Genomic DNA, 16,157 nt, shown 5'->3' on the forward strand with positions numbered 1-16,157 from the left:
TCTGGTTTCAGACAGTCGCCGCTTCAGCCTCGCCGCCATCATCGCCGCCTCCCCGCGTTGACCCTCCCTGACCCGCTCCCTAGGGTGCCGGGCCGCATTCGGCCGGTTCCGGCCTTCCCGTATCTTCTCGCAGAACTGACGCTGACCACATGTCCGCCCCGCCCGTCTCGTCTCCGCTCGCCCTCGACCCCGCTCTGGTGGAGGCCGCCGCCCATGCGGCCGCCTGGCCCTTCGAGGAGGCGCGCAAACTCGTGGCGAGGCTCGAGCGCAAACCCAAGAGCGAAGTGCTGTTCGAGACCGGCTATGGACCGTCGGGATTGCCGCATATCGGCACGTTCGGCGAGGTGGCGCGCACCTCCATGGTGCGCCACGCCTTCCGCGTGCTCACCAACGACAGCGTGCCGACCCGCCTCATCGCCTTCTCGGACGACATGGACGGCCTGCGCAAGGTGCCGGATAACGTGCCGAACAAGGCGATGCTGATCGGCGCGCTCAACCAGCCACTGACCCGCGTGCCCGACCCGTTCGGCACGCACGAGAGCTTCGGCGCCCATAACAACGCGGAACTGCGCCGCTTCCTCGATGCCTTCGGCTTCGAGTACGAGTTCCGTTCGGCCACCGAATGCTACAAGGCCGGCCTGTTCGATACGGCCCTCCTCACGGTGCTGGAGCGCTACGAGGCAGTGATGGCGATCATGCTGCCGTCGCTCCGGGCCGAGCGTTCGGCGAGCTACTCGCCGTTCCTGCCGCTCCACCCGGAGACGGGGGAGGTGATGCAGGTGCCCATCGACGAGGTGAAGGTCTCCGCCGGCACCCTGGTCTGGCGCGACCCGAAGACCGGCACCGCCTATGAGACTCCGGTCACCGGCGGCCACGCCAAGCTGCAATGGAAGCCCGACTGGGCCATGCGCTGGGTGGCGCTCGGCGTCGATTACGAGATGGCCGGCAAGGACCTGATCGATTCGGTGAAGCTCTCGGGCGAGATCGCCCGCGCCCTCGGGGGCGAGCCGCCGGAAGGTTTCAATTACGAGCTCTTCCTCGACAAGGAAGGCAAGAAGATCTCGAAGTCTAAGGGCAATGGCCTGTCCATCGACGACTGGCTCGTCTACGGCACCGCCGACAGTCTCGCCCTGTTCATGTACAACAAGCCCCGCGAGGCCAAGCGCCTGTTCGTGGAGATGATCCCGCGCCAGGTGGACGATTACCTGAACTTCCTCGAGAAGTTCCCCGGGCAGGAACCGGCGCAGCAGCTCGGCAACCCGGTCTGGCACCTGCATGCGGGCCATCCGCCGGCAGCCGAAGCCGTGGGCAAGGGCGGCTCGCTGAACTTCGCCATGCTGCTCAACCTCGCGGCGGTCGCCAATACCGAGGACCCGGCGGTGCTGTGGGGCTTCATCCGCCGCTACGACCCGGAGATCGGGCCGCAGACCCATCCGGTCCTCGACAAGCTGGTGGGCCACGCGCTCGCCTATTTCCGAGATCTGGTGCGTCCGGCGAAAACCTACCGCGCGGCGACGGAGGAGGAGAGGGTGGCGCTCGCCGACCTGTCGCAGACGCTGGACGCCCATGAGGGCTCCACCGATCCGGAGGGGCTGCAGGCCATCGTCTACGAAGTCGGGCGCAGGCACTTCCCCGACCTGTCCGGCAAGGCCAAGAGCCCGGACGGCCGACCCGGCGTGTCGCAGGCCTGGTTCACCACCATCTACAACGTGCTGTTCGGCGAGGCGCGCGGACCGCGCTTCGGCTCGTTCATCGCGCTCTACGGCGTGGCGGAGACGCAAGCGCTGATCGAAAAGGCCCTGTCCGGCGCGTTCGTGCCGACGCCTTGATACTCCCCGGGCTTAAACTCGTCGCAAGATCAAAGCGACATCTTTCCCCCGTCACCCCCTCATCCTGAGGTGCCGGAGCGTAGCGGAGGCCTCGAAGGAGGCCTCCAATGAGAACTGAGATCTCTGGACGTCTCCTTCGAGGCCCGCTTTCGCGGGCGCATCAGGATGAGGCCGCGAATGGGAGAGGCGGACCTTCTGTTTACTACCCTTCGCTCAGAGCCTGGGAGTTCCGTCTCCCTATTCCTCCCGTCCGAGCTGGCGCAGGCTCAACGCCCAGACCCGTTCCTGTAGGTCTCGGTCCCCGCCCGCCGCCGATGTCGGGACGGGGCGGCACTTCGAGAAGTACAGGCCGCTGACGCCGTCCACCTCCGGCGAGGTCGCCAGATGCAGGGAGGTCGCCGCACCGTCTGCGGGATTGCTGAGGAAGGGCCGGATGAGCGACCAGCCGACGCCGAACCATCCCCCGGTGCCGCCGGCAAACCCGCTGGCGATCACGCCGGGATGGAGGGAATTCGCGGTGATCCCGGTGCCGGCGAGGCGCCGGGAAAGGGCGGCGGTGAACAGCACATTGCCGAGCTTGGCCTGGGAATAGGCCTTCAGAGCCCCGTAACGGCGCGCCCCGTCGATATCCCGAGATCGATCCGGCCACGCTTATGCGCCATCGAGGCGACGTTGACGATGCGGGCGGGCGCACTCGCCTTCATCAGGCCGAGGAGTTCCAGGGTCAGCTGCATGTAGGCGAGGTGGTCGAGCGCCCAGGTGCGCTCCAGACCATCCACGGTAAGGTACCGGGCATCGAAGATGGCGCCGGCATTGTTCACGAGCACGTCGAGGCGGGGGTAAAGCGCGCGCACCTCGGCAGCGAGGCGCCGGATCTCCGCCTGCGAGGACAGGTCCGCGAGGAACACGTCGATCACGGCGCCCGGTACGGCGGCGCGGATGCGGGACGCCGTCTCGTCGGTGCGACCGGCATCCCGACCGACAATCCCGATACGGCCCCCCGCCCGTGCCAGACCCAGGGCCGTCTCGTGGCCGATGCCCGAGGTGGCGCCGGTCACGAGACACATCTTGCCGGGGATGGGTGCGGCGTTCGCCATGGACGTCACGAACTCCCCCAGCCCCGGTCAACGATCGGAAGACCGCTCAGAAGACCGCCTGGCCGACCGCCAGGGCGAGCACCACGATCACGATGGCGATCACCAGGAACACACCGAACAGGATGCGCGACAGGGAGCGCGCGCCCGAGGCGATGCCGGTGAAGCCGAGGCCGCCCGCCAGGAGCGAGATGACGAAACAGATGAGGGCCCATTTGAGAAGGGTCATACGCGCAAAACTCCAGCGTGCGGAACGACCGATAACCCTCCTGCCAGGTCAAGCGTTCCGCTCAAGCTTGTGCGGCGTCGCGATGACGGGCGCGGCATCGGTTTCGGCCTTCTCCAGAATGGTGGCGGCCAGGGCGTGGTAGAGCCCTTCGCGGCAGATCAGCTTGGAGACGGCGTCGGCGATGAGGGCGGTGACCATGAGCGGGATCATCATCGCGTGGTCCTGGGTCATCTCGGTGACGATGACGAAAGCGGTGATCGGCGCCTGCAGCGCGCCGGTGAGGTAGGCGGTCATGCCGATCAGCACCAGGGCGCCGATGGGCACGTCCGCGAACAGGCCGTGCAGCCAGACGCCCATGCCCGCCCCGACGCTGAGGGAGGGGGCGAACAGGCCGCCGGGAATGCCGCTGATGGAGGAGAACACCGTCGCCAGGAACTTCAGCGGGGCATAGGCCGGATGCCCGGTATCGGTGCCGTGGAGCATGGCGCGGGCCTCCTCGTAGCCGGTGCCGTAGACCGTGCCGCCGGAGGCGAGACCGCAGAGGGCGACGCCGAGCCCGCAGAGGGCGCCGAAGACGATAGGGTGGCGGCGGATAGCGCCGCCGATCCGCCCCGGCAGCCCCCTGGCGAAGAGGAGGGTGACGCGGCCGAACACGCCGCCCGCGATGCCCCCGAGCACGCCGAGGATCGCCACCGCGAGCCAGCCCGGCCCGAAGGGTAGGGCGGCCTTGGTGGTGCCGAAATAGGTGTAGTCGCCCTGGATCGCCAGCGCGGTCAGCCCGGCCGCGATCACGGTGGCGACGATGAGGCCGCTGGTACGCGCCTCGTAGGTCCGGCTCAGTTCCTCGATGCCGAAGACGATGCCGGCGATGGGAGTATTGAAGGCGGCGGCGACGCCCGCCGCCCCGCCGGCGAGGATGACGCCCGGCAGGCGTTCCGCGTCGAGCCGGCCAACAGCGGCCATGATCGCGGCGCCGACCTGAACGGTCGGCCCCTCCCGCCCCGTCGACGCGCCGCAGACGAGCCCCAGCGTCATGACCAGGATCTTACCGAACGCCGTCCTGAGGGACACCAGGGCATTGCGGATCGCCGGATCCTCCGTATGGCGCGCCGCGATCACCTGGGGGATCCCGGAGCCTTGTGAGTTCGGAAACACCCGGAGGGAGAGCAGGATCGCGATGGCGAAGCCCAGCGGCGTCAGCACCAGGGCGACGAGGGGGGAGGGCGAGACGATCCAGCGGAACACCACATGCGCGAAGTCCGCGAGCTTGGCCATCGCCACGGCGGCAAGCCCGACGCAGAGGCCTCCGAGCAGGAACAGCAAGCGCTGCCGCCACAGCGGCGCTGCATCGGCGGCGGCACCGCGCAGGCGGTCCAGTGGCTTGCGCGGCGGAAAGGAAGTGGGAGCGGGTTCAAGCATGATCGCCGGCCTGCGCGGGCGGTCGATCGTCGGATGGGCGACAAGTCCGTGAACCGACCTCGTCTTTCCGGGCCTGCGGAGCAGAACCCGGAATCCAGAAACAGAGGTCGATGTTCATTCTACTCCACCGGCGGTCCTGGATTCCGGGCTCGCCCCTGGCGCCCCGGAAAGACGGGAAGGATCACGAGAACGTACGGCGCATGTGCCGGCACGACATGAAGGCCCGACGACACTCACCGAGCAAGGACACTTGCCAAACAAGGCCCGTGACGCAAGGCGCGTACCGCCCCTCAGCTCTTCTTGCGCGGCGTCTTTCCCGCCTTCTCCTCGGCTTGGCAGAGTTCGCCGACGGTCTTGAGATAGGCCTTGGCGTCGAATTTCCGGAGCGAGTTCTCGCTCTGGTAGCGTACCGTCCCGAAGATCGGACGGCGCGCCCAGGGGCGGTCGTGCAGGCCGTAGACCCAGGCGACGTTGGTGAAGGAGTTCGCGTCGCGCCCGTCGAGGAAGTAGCGGTTGTTGAGGCGCAGGGTGCGCTTGAACCCTTCCTCCGCGCTCGGGGACCATTCGAGGATCTTCTTGCCCCAGTACATGCGCAGGTGGTTGTGCATGTAGCCGGTCACCCGCATCTCGGCCTGGGCGGCGTTCCAGTATTCGTCGTGGGTCTTGCCCTCGGCGAGTTCGGCCTCGGTGTAGAGGTGCGGGCGTTCGTCATCGGCGTGCTCGGCCAGGGCTTTGCGCGCCCAGTCCGGCACCGCGTGCTGGAAACTGTCGTAGTGCTCGGTGTTGTGGACATGATTCATGGCGAGCTCACGCCGCACGACGAGTTCCTCGAGATAGGAGGCTTTGTCCTCCGAGGCGCCCGCCTTCGACGCCCTCACGGCGAGGGCGATCTCCACGGGGGAGATCTGCCCGAAATGCAGGTAGGGGCTCATATGCGAGGCGGCCCCCGCTTCGGGCCGGTTGCGGTCGCTGCCATAGGAACGGAACGGCCCGGCGAGGTAAGCCTTCAGGCGTCGGCGCGCCTCCGTCTCGCCGCCGGTGAAGCGCGTCACCGGAGCGACCTCGCGGTCGAGGCTCATTCCGACCAACACCGCCTCCGGGTCCGAGACGTCGATCTCGCTCTTCGGCAGCCCGCGCCCGGCCTTGTGCTTCACGGTCCTGGGTTTGAGTTCTTCCACATACTCGTCGAGGAGCTTCAGGATCTTGGGACGCAGAGTGCGGGCCGCGTATTCGTGCTTGGGCGAAGCGGCCTCCACCGGCACCACCACGTCCCCTTCCACCTGGACGACGCGGGTCTTCACCGCCTCGACGATCTCGCCGTACCAGCGCTTCTGGATGGCGAGGTAGCCACGATCGAGGACGAGGAGCGCTGCCTTGTCCGAAAGGTCGATGGCGATCTCGGCCGGCGACGCCTTGCGCATCACGACATGGATCCCGCGCTCCTCAAGTCCCGCCTTTGCATCGGCGAGCCCCTGCAGCAGGAAGGCATAGTGGCGCGCATTGGCCTCGGGAAACCCATTCGCACCATCGAGCAGCCCGAAACACGCCACTACGGGGAGACCGAGCCGGTTCGCCTCCTCGATGGCGAGTTCCAGGGCCGGGTTGAAATGAGCGCGGTTCGCCTGTTGCAGCAGATAGAGGACGTAGGAGCCGCCCGCATCCGGTTCGAGGTCGTTGAGCGACCGAACCCGCTTCGCCTGTATCGCCATCGTGTTAGATCGCCCCGTCGCCGTCGAAGTTTATGCCCCCGCCAGGCGGGAATCAGGAATTATCGATCTCGAAAGCCCGTCGTCAGGGAGACGACTGCACCAGAATTCGCGACCGCTCGGGTAATGCAGATAGGGCGTCTCACGTCGCGGTCATTGCCTCCGGCGGCGCCGGCGAGCCGAAAGACTGAGCTGATCTTGCCCCGCGACATTTACGACACAGACGGATTACGAAGTGCGGCGTCACACGAAAAGACAGGGCGCCGTTGCACGAACGACCTTGCAATTCCATGTGGGACGCTCAGATTGTGCATTGCGGGAACGCGATGGCGTCGCGGTCCTGCTGCCCTTCTTGGGCGTTTCCTCCCTAGACTTCGGGCCGCTCTTCGGAGCGGCCTTTTTTCTGGCCGGAGCCACGCAGTGCCTGTAAGCCACGCGATGCTCATCCGCGGGCGCGCGCTCGGATCATGAAATTGTCGTAGGTGTATTCCGCCACCTGGAACCAGAGATATTCCTCGTTCCTGAACGTCTTCATCGCCTCGTAGATACGCTTGAAATCGGCGTTCTTGGCCGAGATCTCGGCATAGACATCGTTGGAATGCTTCAGGGCCGTCTCCATGACGTCCTGGGGGAAAGGACGAAGCTGTGCGCCGGCAGCCACCAGGCGGCGCAGGGCGCGGGGGTTGCGCGCATCGTATTTCGCCAGAACCTCTGCATGGGCCTGCGCGGCGGCGGCCTGGAGGATGGCGCGATAGGCCTTCGGCAGGGCCTTCCACGCCTCGCCGCCGATCCAGAAATGCAGCATCGCGCTGCCCTCCCAGAAGCCCGGGTAATGGTAGGTCGGCGCCACCTTCTGCAACCCGAGCTTCTCGTCGTCGTAGGGGCCGATCCACTCGGCCGCGTCGAGGGCTTTCGATTCGAGGCCGGCATAGATCTCCGGCCCCGGCGTTCCCTGTGGCACGGCGCCGAACTTCGCAAGGACCTGACCGCCGAGACCGCCGATGCGGATCTTGAGCCCCTGGAGGTCGCCGGCACTCTTCACCTCGCGGCGAAACCAGCCGCCCATCTGCGCCCCGGTATTGCCGCCGGGGAAGCTGACGAGCCCATGCTTGGCGAAGACCTCGGCGAACAGGTCAGCGGCGCCGCCCTGCAGCCACCACGCATTCTGACCGCGGGCATTGAGGCCGAAGGGCAGGGCGGTGGCCAGCGCGAATGTCGGGTCCTTCCCCGCGCCGAGGCTGGCGGGCGCATGCCCCATCTCCACCGTCCCTGCCGATACGGCGTCGATCACGCCCTCGGCAGGCACAGGTTCGCCCGGAGAAAGAACCTGAATCTGGAAACGGCCGTCCGTCGCCTCCGCCACGAGGCGGGCCAGGGTCTCAGGCGCGCCGAACAGGATATCGAGAGATTTCGGGTAGTGGGGGGCCAGCCGCCAACGCGTCTCAGGCATCGTCTCGGCCCGGGCCGTCCCCATCGACAGGGCGGCGGCACCGCCAAATCCGGCGGCGAGCAGGCTGCGGCGCGCAGGGTGTGGGGGCATGGAATCTCGCTTCACCGGTCTCTCGGTTCGTTCACGAACGAGGCAGGAGGCAAATCGATCCGATCATTCCCCCCGCGCACCGTCCCTTCCTCCTCGCCCGCCCGACCGTGTCAGGGAGGAGGAGCATAGGTGAACGTGCCGTCCTTCCAGACATAGAGCACGTAGCCCTGCGCGGTGACATCGCCCTTGCCGTCGAATCCCACCGGGCCGAGGACGAGGTCGAAACGCTCCGTGTGCAGGGCGGAGGCGATGCGCCTCGCATCCGTGCTGCGGGCGAAGTTGCCTGCCTCCACGAGGGCCTGAAGGGCGGCGTAGCCGTAGATCGTCGAGCCCTCCACGTCGCCGCCCTCGGCCTTCAGCGCCTGCACCACGGCAGCCGCCTCGGGCTTGCGGCGCGGATCGAGATAGAAGGTCATCAGCACGCCGTTGCTTGCCGGTCCCGCCGCGGTAGCGAAATCCTGCGTGGCAATGGCGGAAGTGCCGAACCATTGCGGCCGGAAGCCCCGCTCCGCCGAGATCCGCACGAGGCGCCCCATCTCCTGGGCGTCACCACCGTAATAGGCCACGGCGATGCCCACATCCTTCAACCGGTCGGCGAGGGCCGCGTCGTCAGCGTCGCTGGCGACGAAGGCCGTGGCCAGGGCCTCGTTGATGCCGATCCGGTTGAGATTGTCCTTGGTGGCGGCGGCCAGTGCTCGCGAACCGGGACTCTGATCGTTCAGGATGGCGATCTTCCTGTCGCGGAAGCGCTCGGCGAGCACGGTGGCGGAAAGCTTGGCCTGATCGTCGTCGCGCCCGCAGACCCGGAAGACGTTCGGCAGGCCGCGATCGGTGAGCTTCGCGGCGACGGAGGCGGCGGTGACCATGGTCATGCCGTTGGCGGCATAGACTTCCGAGGCGGCAAGCGAGGCATTGGAGCAGACATGGCCGACGACGAGGCGCACGTCGCTCAGGGCGTAGTGCTTGGCCACCGCCACGGCCTTGTTGGAATCGCAGGCATCGTCCTGCACGTCGAGCTGGATGGTCTGGCCGGCGAGGCCGCCCTTGGCATTGGCGTCCCGCACCGCGGCCCGGACGCCGCGAAGGACCTGCTCGCCGACGGCGACATAGGCGCCCGATTGCGGTACCGCCACGCCGACCGTCACATCGGCTCGAGCGAAGGAAACGACGGAGAAGACGGCCAGAAATCCGGAAGCGACCATGCTCGGTGCGCCGATCGCCCGCCCCAGCAGGGCCTTACGAACGACCCCGCTCGCCGGCCCGAAAAAGCGGGCCACCCGTCTCATCCTCATGTCGCCCCGCCCCAACTCCCGTCCGGCCCACTGAAAGACAAGCGAGCCCCGCGAGTGACCCCAAGGCACCCGTGGCATCGCGGATGCCGTGCGGCAAGGCCGACGAGAACGCAAGTACCCCGACCTGTCCGCCCGAGCCGGCGCCCTCATCGAAGGGCCTATCCCGATCCGTGACGATCGGGGCGGATTCAGTCAAACGCGCTCCCGACGCGCACGCCGGTCGTGATCGGCTGGGCTGCGGCGGCGAAGACGGAAAGGACCTTCTTGATCTCGGTGAACGGCGCGTTCGAGACGTAGATCATGTCGCGGTTGCGCATGCGGAACGCCTGGGTGAGGAACAGGCTGTTGGGGTCGCGCATGTCGACGCGATAGACCACCGGCACCAGCGGCGTGCCGAGAAGCGGACTTCCGGGCTTGAGGCGCCGCACCACAGCCGCCGGCTCGAAGCGGAAGATGAACGTCCCGGTCGGATCGGCATCGGCGTCGCGTTGCCCACGCGCCTTGGCCAGCGCTTGCGCCAGGGTGATGCCCTCGGCCTGGAACGGGATTTCGGTCGCTTGACCCAGTGCGCCCACAGCGAGGAAGGTCTGGGGATCGCGTACCAGGGTGAGATTGTCGTTGGGCCGCAGGTAGATGTTCTCTTTGGGGTTCGACACCACCGTCGTCAGCGGCACCGTCGCCGTCGTGCCGCCGCGCGAGAGGCGCACGAAGGTCTCGTTCACGGGCGTCTTGACGCCGCCGGCGGTGGCGATGACGTCGAGGAGGCGATCCCCCTGGGTTCCGAGCGGGACGCGGGCGCCGCCGATGGATTCACCACCGACCGTCACCGATTGCGAGACCGGTCGGATCACGGTGACGATGACCTGGGGCTGGATCGCCTTGCCGGAGAGTTCGGTCTCGATCAGCGCCTGGACGTCCTGAGTCCGCCGGCCGGCCACTTGGATCCGGCCTGCATAGGGCACCGAGATGGCACCATCGCGCGAGACGACCTGCTCGGGCAGCTGCGCCGCCTTCGAGCCAGGAGAGAACGAATTGACCGTGAGGGGGCCGGAGAACAGGCCGCCCGAACCCGCCTCGAACACCGAAACGGCGACGGCGTCACCGACACCGATGACCGATTCCGCGGGGGCGCGACGGTCGCCGAAGGACGCGAAGAGGCTATCGAGTGAGCGCCCGCGCAGGGCCTCGACCACTGCGGAGTTCATGTCGATGAATTCGTAACGGGCGAAGGTCCCCTCGCTCGTCGCCTGATCCGCGCCGTCTACCACGGCCGAGGTCGACGGACCGGCGGCGGGCAGGAAGGCGCCGCATCCCGACACCGAAAGCGTGGTGATAAGGACGATAGGCAGAGTGCGCATGCAGTTTCGCCTGTCGGTTTCTCTCATCCGCTGCCTAAACCAAAGCCACGTCACTGTCCGTGGCGGGCCGGTCACAGTGCCGACCCGACGGGACGCGCGCAACGGATCATCCCCGATACGCACATGCAGGACTTCCAGATCTTCTTCACCGCTCCAGACCGAACGGCGCACTCGGCTACTTAGCCGCATAAGCCTCGTTTGGCGGCCGAAACCGCTCGACGGTGGACGGATCGCCATGCGAATTTCAGGGTCCCGAGCAGGGGGGCACCTGCGAGGACACCCGAGCCAAAGCAGGACGCCTTTGTCTGACACGATCCCCGAACGCACTTCCGGCATGCTGCCCCAGGATGCCGGCGTCCAGAGGCCCGTCCTGCGGCGGCATGTCTTCTATGTGCCGGGCTACGACCCGGAGGGGCGTACCCGCTACCGCATGCTGTTCGTGCGCGAACTGACACTTCACGCCAAGCGGTTCGGTGAGCCCAAGCGTCGCCCCGGGCGCGCGGTCATGGGCGCGGACGGGCTCTCCCAGCGCTGGACGGTGGCCGCAGAACCGGAGGTCGGCGGAGCGGAGACGAGCTACGACGTGCTGCTGTGGGACGATCTCGTCCTCAAGGATTTTGCCCGCTGGCGCATCGTCAGCGTCGTCCTGCTGCTCATTGGCAGCCTTCAGGCCATCGTCTCCGGCATGATGGTGAAGTTCTACCGTCTGAACTGGAAATACGGCAACGTCATCCTCTATCCGCTCGGCCTGATACTCCTGCTCACCCTCGTGAGCGGCCTGATCGCGCATCAGATCCATGCGCATCTGGGCGATGGGTTCGGACACAGTGCACACTGGCCGGCTTGGGTGACCGTGCCGCTGGGGGTCGCGGCCGGTATCGTCTGGATCAAGTCCCTCGACATCCTGCTCGACCGCGCGTTCTTCTGGCAATTGCTCAACGACTGGGTCTTCAACTGGCAGCATGGCCAGGGCTGGCGGCGCGACTACGAAACCCGTGTCGATGCCTTCGCCGACCTGGTGGTGGAGCGGCTGGCGGCATTCCGTGCGGAGGGAACCGAGATCGACGAGGTGCTCATCCTCGGCCATTCCACGGGCGCGCTCACGGCGGTGGAAGTCGCCGCCCGCGTGCTCGCCGTCGACCCTGAGATCGGCACGGGAACGACGGCGTTCTCCCTGCTGACCCTCGGCTCGGGCCTGCCCATCGTGGCGCTGCAGAGCGGGGCGCGCCGGGTGCACTCGGACATCGCGAGCCTCGTCGTCTCGGACCGGATCGTCTGGGTCGATTACTATGCCCCGCAGGACTGGATGAACTTCCCCGATTTCGATCCGGTGGAGCGTCTGCCCCTCGACCTCGGCGGCCGAGCCCCGCGCAACCCGCTGGTGCGTTCGGCCAAGTTCCGTGAGATCATCGACCCGGAGACATACATTAAGGTACGATGGCGGCCGTTCCGCATGCATTTCCAGTTTCTCTTCGCCAACGACCGTCGCGGCGAGTACGATTTCTTCGCCATGGCGCTCGGCCCGCAGCGCCTGCGGGACCGGGTGACCGGCCCCCGCATCGTCATCAGCCCGGCGGACAAGCCGTGAGGTCGGGACCGGAGCCGAGGGCGGAAGCGGACATGCCCGGAATCATCGTCGTCATGGGTGTCTCGGGCTCGGGCAAGAGCACGGTCGCCGGCCTTCTGGCCGAGCGTCTCGGATGGGATTTCGTCGATGGCGACTCCTTTCACAGCCCGGACCATGTGGCCAAGATGCGGGATGGCCACGGCCTCGACGATTCCGACCGCGCGCCCTGGCTCGCGGCCATGGCGGCCTGGATCGGCACATGCCTCGCGACTGGCCGACCGGGTATCCTTGCCTGCTCGGCCCTGAAGCGGGCCTATCGCGATGCGCTCGTCCAGGGGCGGGCAGGCATCCGCATCGTCTATCTCGACGGCAACAGGGACCTGATCGCGGCCCGCATTGCCCGACGGGCCGGCCACTTCATGCCGGCAGCCCTCCTCGACAGCCAATTTTCCATCCTCGAGCCCCCGGGACCGGAGGAGGGGGCCCTGGCGGTACCGATCGCCGGAAGCGCGGAGGCGATCGTGGCAACGATCCTGACCGAACTGGGTTTGCCCCCGACGATTGAGACGGCACGGGACACAGCATGAAGTCGGGCCACCCCTCCGGCGATCGGCAGATCGCCTCCGTGATCTCGGACGTGGACGGCACCCTCGTCACCTCCGACAAGAGCCTGACACCGCGCAGCCGGGACGCGGTCCGGCGGCTCGACGCGGCCGGCATCGGCTTCACCATCGCGTCCGCCCGACCGCCGATGGGGCTCACATCGCTGATCGCCGAACTCGGCCTGCGCCAGCCGATCGGCGCCTTCAATGGCAGCACCCTGCTCGACCCCGATGGCACAATCATCGCCGAGCATTTCATCCCGGAGGATACGGCCGGCGAGGCCGTGCGGCTCTTCGGTGGGCTCGGCCTCGCGATCTGGGTGTTCGCGCGAGGCAGATGGAATCTGCGCGACCCTCACGGACCCTATACCGATCTCGAGCGCCGGACCCTGCAGGCCGAGCCCACCTGCGTTGAGGATCTCACTCCACTCCTCGCCGTCGCGTCCAAGATCGTCGGCGTCAGCGCCGATACCGATCATCTGGCCGAATGCGAGGAGCGGGTCGCCGAAGCTCTGGGGAACGGCGCCGACGTGCATCGTTCCCAGGCCTATTATCTCGACGTGACGCCGCATGGGCGCGGCAAGGGGACATTCGTCGACGAAATCGCCCACCGCCTCGGGATACCTAACGCACGGATCGCGACACTGGGCGATGCCGCCAACGACATGGCTATGTTCGCGCGCAGCGGGTTCTCGGTCGCCATGGGCAATGCGACGGAGGCCGTGAAGCGGGCCGCTTCGGCGGTGACGACGGGAAACGACGAGGAAGGGTTCGCAAAAGCGGTGGATGAATTTCTCTTGACGCGCTGACGCGCCCATCTCGCCCAAATTTTCCCGGCACCGGCCAGCCCCTTGGCGGCGCTCGCAGAATCGCCGGTTGAGGTGCCAGGGGAAAATCCGGGCCTGTGCCATGTGCGCCACAGCACAGGAAGAAACGGCTGCGCTTCCCCGCAATCATGGCAACGGAGCCGCCTTCCGGCCTCAATTGGCCTCGACCCTGGCCATCAGATCAAGAACGACGCCACCGGGTCTCCGAATGAATCAGCGCCTCCTGCTCCTCGCCGTGGTTGCGGCCGTTCTGCCTGGCCCGGTTTTCGGCCAGGGCACTCCGGCCCGCGACAACATCGATGCGCTGATCGAGGAGCAGGCAAAGGCAAACGGCGTCCCGGCGAGTTTCGTGCATCAGGTGGTCAAGCGCGAAAGCAACTACAATCCAAATGCGCGGGGCGGCAGTGCCCTCGGTCTGATGCAGATCAAGCACGCCACGGCGCGCGGCCTGGGTTATCGTGGCGACGCGGCCGGGCTTTACGATCCGAAGATCAACCTGCGTTACGGGATCGCCTATCTCGCCGGTGCGTATCGCACCGCAAAAGGCAATGTTCACCAAGCCTATAGCTATTATAACCGCGGCTATTACCATGCGGGCAAGCGCCAGGGCACCCTGGTCGCCGGCATCGAAGATACCGCGACCGCCTCACCGCAATCGGGCGCCGCCTTCAGCGACGTGTTCACCCGTGGCTTCGGCGGGCAGCGCAAGGCGCAGCCCGATGCGAACGTCACCGCCGCCGGCACGGCCCTGGCCTACGCTCCGAGCCTGACCACTCCGCCCATGCCGAGCGAACTAGTTGAAGTCCCGCTGCCGCCGCGCCGCCCGGCCGCCTTGTCCGGCCTCGCACCAGCCGTGGCGGAGATCGGTCCCGCCCATGCGCCGGCCACCGCCTCACCGGCCACGGCGCTCGCTTCCCTGTCGGTCCATCCGGCCGTGCCCCAGGCCGCCGCAGCGGTGGTCGCCACCGAGATCACCGTCACGGAGACCGTGGAAGTACCGCTGCCGCCGCGTCGTCCCTCGGCCGTCGTCCTCGCCGCGGTCGGCCGGCCGATCGTGGCAAAGAGGGCGCCGACGCCCGGCACCATCATGGAAGCCTCGGCCCTCCCGCCGAGCCAGTAGGTCTCAACGGTCTTCGGCACCGGACGCGCCCCTCACCGCGCCGGCAATCCTCGCGGCCTGAATCAGCTTCGTGTCGCCGTCTGGGACAAACGAGGATCGCCTCTAAAATCAACCCACGCAGACCCTCCCTCGGCCATGCTGATTGCGGCAGAGACAACAAATGTTTCTCTTGCGTATGAGCGACGTCCACATCACATGGTGCAGTGCGGCATTTCGTGACGACGGACTTGCAGGATCGGGCTTCCAACGCAGGGCGCGAAGTGCAAGTCTTGGACATCAAGCCCAACGCCGACGATAGTGAAGCGTAGTCGCGAGCCTGATCTTGGCCGAACAGCCATGGAACTAAGGACCGCGACCGGCGCTCGGGAGCCCGCTGCAAGCGATTTCGCCGGCACGAATTCGTGCCGAGCATGAATTGCGTGGTGGGATATGGTGAGGCCATCAGCCTCCGGGACGGTCAGGTCCGGGACGCGAACACGGAAGACGGACGACGGCATGGCCGGCGCGGCTGAACAAGAATCGATTTTCCTGGCCGAACTCGGTCGGCGTGTCAGGCACGCGCGGACGGTGCGCGGCCTGTCACGAAAACTCCTCTCCCAGACCTCCGGGTTGTCAGAGCGCTACATCGCCCAGCTCGAGAGCGGGCAGGGCAACGTCTCGATCATCCTGCTGCGCCGCGTGGCGGATGCGATGGGCGTACGGCTCGACGACATGATCACCGTGCAGGACACCCCGCCGGACTGGCATGTGATCCGCGACCTCCTCGCTACGGCATCGGCGGAACAGATCACCCTGGCGAAGGGCATCCTGTCCGGCCATGCCACAGCCAACGGCGAGACCCCGATGCCGCGTGTGGCCCTGGTGGGCCTGCGTGGAGCGGGTAAATCGACCCTCGGCCGCCGGGTGGCCGAGCGCCTGGGCTGGACCTTCATCGAGCTCAATGCGGAGATCGAGCGCGAGAACGCGCTGTCAGTGAAGGAGATCTTCGCCATCTACGGCCAGGAGGGATATCGCCGCCTCGAACAGGCCGCCCTGCGCCGGCTGACCGAACATCCCGGCCCGATGATCCTCGCCACGAGCGGGGGCATCGTGGCCGAGCCCCTGACCTACGACCTCCTCCTCCAGGCCTTCTTCACGGTCTGGCTCCGCGCCAAGCCCGAGGAGCACATGCAGCGCGTGCGCGACCAGGGAAAACTCGCCACCACGGGCGATCACGCCTCGGCCATGCAGGAACTGCGCGCCGTGCTTCTCAGCCGCGAGCCGCTCTATGCCCGCGCCCCGGCGGTGGTGGACACGTCCGACGTCCCCTTGGAAGAGATGATCGATCGGCTCGCCGCCGTGATCGATGCGCGTTTCGGATCGGCTGATTATCGGCGCAGCGCCTGATCTGCCGTCGGCACGGGAGCGATGCCCCTTGATACCGGGGATGCCTTTCCCCACGCTTTGGAGCGGGTCTGAGGGAACGGACTGCCCCGTCCGTCCTTGACCTTCAGGAGAGTGTTCTCCCGTACCGTTGCCCGTCCGAGCCCGGACGACGTGATCCAGCCGTACGGGTCGCACCGCCCGCCTTAGAT

12 protein-coding genes and 1 pseudogene are annotated in these 16,157 nt (G+C 67.1%); 6 read left to right on the plus strand and 7 right to left on the minus strand.

Translation table 11 applies throughout. The features are described from left to right. Positions 1–149: 149 nt before the first annotated feature. Positions 150–1,829 (plus strand): lysine--tRNA ligase, encoded by a 1,680-nt coding sequence (locus K368_RS0115310; RefSeq protein ID WP_027173095.1) that lies wholly within the window; start codon positions 150–152, stop codon positions 1,827–1,829. Positions 1,830–2,066: 237 nt separating this feature from the next. Here K368_RS0115310 and K368_RS24740 read toward each other — a convergent pair. From K368_RS24740 to K368_RS0115350, 7 genes and pseudogenes are all read right to left on the minus strand, one after another. Beyond that, positions 2,067–2,926 (minus strand): annotated as a pseudogene (locus tag K368_RS24740) (SDR family oxidoreductase). 46 nt (positions 2,927–2,972) lie between these two features. Continuing rightward, complete coding sequence (locus K368_RS0115320; protein ID WP_018044058.1) at positions 2,973–3,152, minus strand: DUF1328 domain-containing protein; 180 nt, start codon at positions 3,150–3,152, stop codon at positions 2,973–2,975. A 48-nt stretch (positions 3,153–3,200) separates the two neighbouring features. After that, positions 3,201–4,571: a chloride channel protein gene (locus K368_RS0115325; protein WP_051439884.1), complete on the minus strand. Its 1,371-nt coding sequence runs from the start codon at positions 4,569–4,571 to the stop codon at positions 3,201–3,203. Between the two features lie 290 nt (positions 4,572–4,861). Next, positions 4,862–6,280, minus strand: coding sequence for a deoxyribodipyrimidine photo-lyase (locus tag K368_RS0115330; RefSeq protein ID WP_027173097.1), 1,419 nt, complete (start codon positions 6,278–6,280; stop codon positions 4,862–4,864). Between the two features lie 439 nt (positions 6,281–6,719). Beyond that, positions 6,720–7,817 carry an ABC transporter substrate-binding protein gene (locus K368_RS0115340; protein WP_027173098.1) on the minus strand — a complete coding sequence of 366 codons (1,098 nt, stop codon included), beginning with the start codon at positions 7,815–7,817 and terminating at the stop codon, positions 6,720–6,722. Positions 7,818–7,927: 110 nt separating this feature from the next. Beyond that, positions 7,928–9,103 carry a branched-chain amino acid ABC transporter substrate-binding protein gene (locus K368_RS0115345; RefSeq protein ID WP_155935161.1) on the minus strand — a complete coding sequence of 392 codons (1,176 nt, stop codon included), beginning with the start codon at positions 9,101–9,103 and terminating at the stop codon, positions 7,928–7,930. 194 nt (positions 9,104–9,297) lie between these two features. Then, complete coding sequence (locus K368_RS0115350; RefSeq protein WP_027173100.1) at positions 9,298–10,467, minus strand: polysaccharide biosynthesis/export family protein; 1,170 nt, start codon at positions 10,465–10,467, stop codon at positions 9,298–9,300. A gap of 334 nt (positions 10,468–10,801) precedes the next feature. Here K368_RS0115350 and K368_RS0115355 point away from each other — a divergent pair, with 334 nt between their 5' ends. The 5 genes from K368_RS0115355 (at position 10,802) to K368_RS0115375 (ending at position 15,969) form a co-directional block, all read left to right on the plus strand. Next, positions 10,802–12,055, plus strand: coding sequence for a hypothetical protein (locus tag K368_RS0115355; RefSeq protein ID WP_027173101.1), 1,254 nt, complete (start codon positions 10,802–10,804; stop codon positions 12,053–12,055). Between the two features lie 32 nt (positions 12,056–12,087). After that, positions 12,088–12,621 (plus strand): gluconokinase, encoded by a 534-nt coding sequence (locus K368_RS0115360; RefSeq protein WP_027173102.1) that lies wholly within the window; start codon positions 12,088–12,090, stop codon positions 12,619–12,621. After that, positions 12,618–13,445, plus strand: coding sequence for a Cof-type HAD-IIB family hydrolase (locus K368_RS0115365; RefSeq protein ID WP_027173103.1), 828 nt, complete (start codon positions 12,618–12,620; stop codon positions 13,443–13,445). The genes K368_RS0115360 and K368_RS0115365 overlap by 4 nt, the downstream gene beginning before the upstream one ends. A 226-nt stretch (positions 13,446–13,671) precedes the next feature. Next, a complete protein-coding gene (locus tag K368_RS0115370) occupies positions 13,672–14,583 on the plus strand; it encodes a transglycosylase SLT domain-containing protein (RefSeq protein ID WP_027173104.1) in 912 nt (303 codons plus the stop codon). Positions 14,584–15,012: 429 nt separating this feature from the next. After that, positions 15,013–15,969 (plus strand): helix-turn-helix transcriptional regulator, encoded by a 957-nt coding sequence (locus K368_RS0115375; protein WP_081739583.1) that lies wholly within the window; start codon positions 15,013–15,015, stop codon positions 15,967–15,969. The last annotated feature ends 188 nt before the right edge of the window (positions 15,970–16,157 follow it).

It is taken from the genome of Methylobacterium sp. 10 (assembly GCF_000519085.1).
In the GTDB taxonomy this organism is placed as follows: Bacteria; Pseudomonadota; Alphaproteobacteria; order Rhizobiales; family Beijerinckiaceae; genus Methylobacterium.

What these genes read in the sequence shown, in the direction of transcription:
- K368_RS0115370 (WP_027173104.1), top strand. Translation starts at nt 13,672, where the DNA reads ATGAATCAGCGCCTCCTGCTCCTCGCCGTGGTTGCGGCCGTTCTGCCT.
- K368_RS0115350 (WP_027173100.1), bottom strand. Translation starts at nt 10,467, where the DNA reads ATGCGCACTCTGCCTATCGTCCTTATCACCACGCTTTCGGTGTCGGGA.
- K368_RS0115375 (WP_081739583.1), top strand. Translation starts at nt 15,013, where the DNA reads ATGGTGAGGCCATCAGCCTCCGGGACGGTCAGGTCCGGGACGCGAACA.
- K368_RS0115310 (WP_027173095.1), top strand. Translation starts at nt 150, where the DNA reads ATGTCCGCCCCGCCCGTCTCGTCTCCGCTCGCCCTCGACCCCGCTCTG.
- K368_RS0115320 (WP_018044058.1), bottom strand. Translation starts at nt 3,152, where the DNA reads ATGACCCTTCTCAAATGGGCCCTCATCTGTTTCGTCATCTCGCTCCTG.
- K368_RS0115330 (WP_027173097.1), bottom strand. Translation starts at nt 6,280, where the DNA reads ATGGCGATACAGGCGAAGCGGGTTCGGTCGCTCAACGACCTCGAACCG.
- K368_RS0115345 (WP_155935161.1), bottom strand. Translation starts at nt 9,103, where the DNA reads ATGAGACGGGTGGCCCGCTTTTTCGGGCCGGCGAGCGGGGTCGTTCGT.
- K368_RS0115360 (WP_027173102.1), top strand. Translation starts at nt 12,088, where the DNA reads ATGCCCGGAATCATCGTCGTCATGGGTGTCTCGGGCTCGGGCAAGAGC.
- K368_RS0115340 (WP_027173098.1), bottom strand. Translation starts at nt 7,817, where the DNA reads ATGCCCCCACACCCTGCGCGCCGCAGCCTGCTCGCCGCCGGATTTGGC.
- K368_RS0115355 (WP_027173101.1), top strand. Translation starts at nt 10,802, where the DNA reads ATGCTGCCCCAGGATGCCGGCGTCCAGAGGCCCGTCCTGCGGCGGCAT.
- K368_RS0115325 (WP_051439884.1), bottom strand. Translation starts at nt 4,571, where the DNA reads ATGCTTGAACCCGCTCCCACTTCCTTTCCGCCGCGCAAGCCACTGGAC.
- K368_RS0115365 (WP_027173103.1), top strand. Translation starts at nt 12,618, where the DNA reads ATGAAGTCGGGCCACCCCTCCGGCGATCGGCAGATCGCCTCCGTGATC.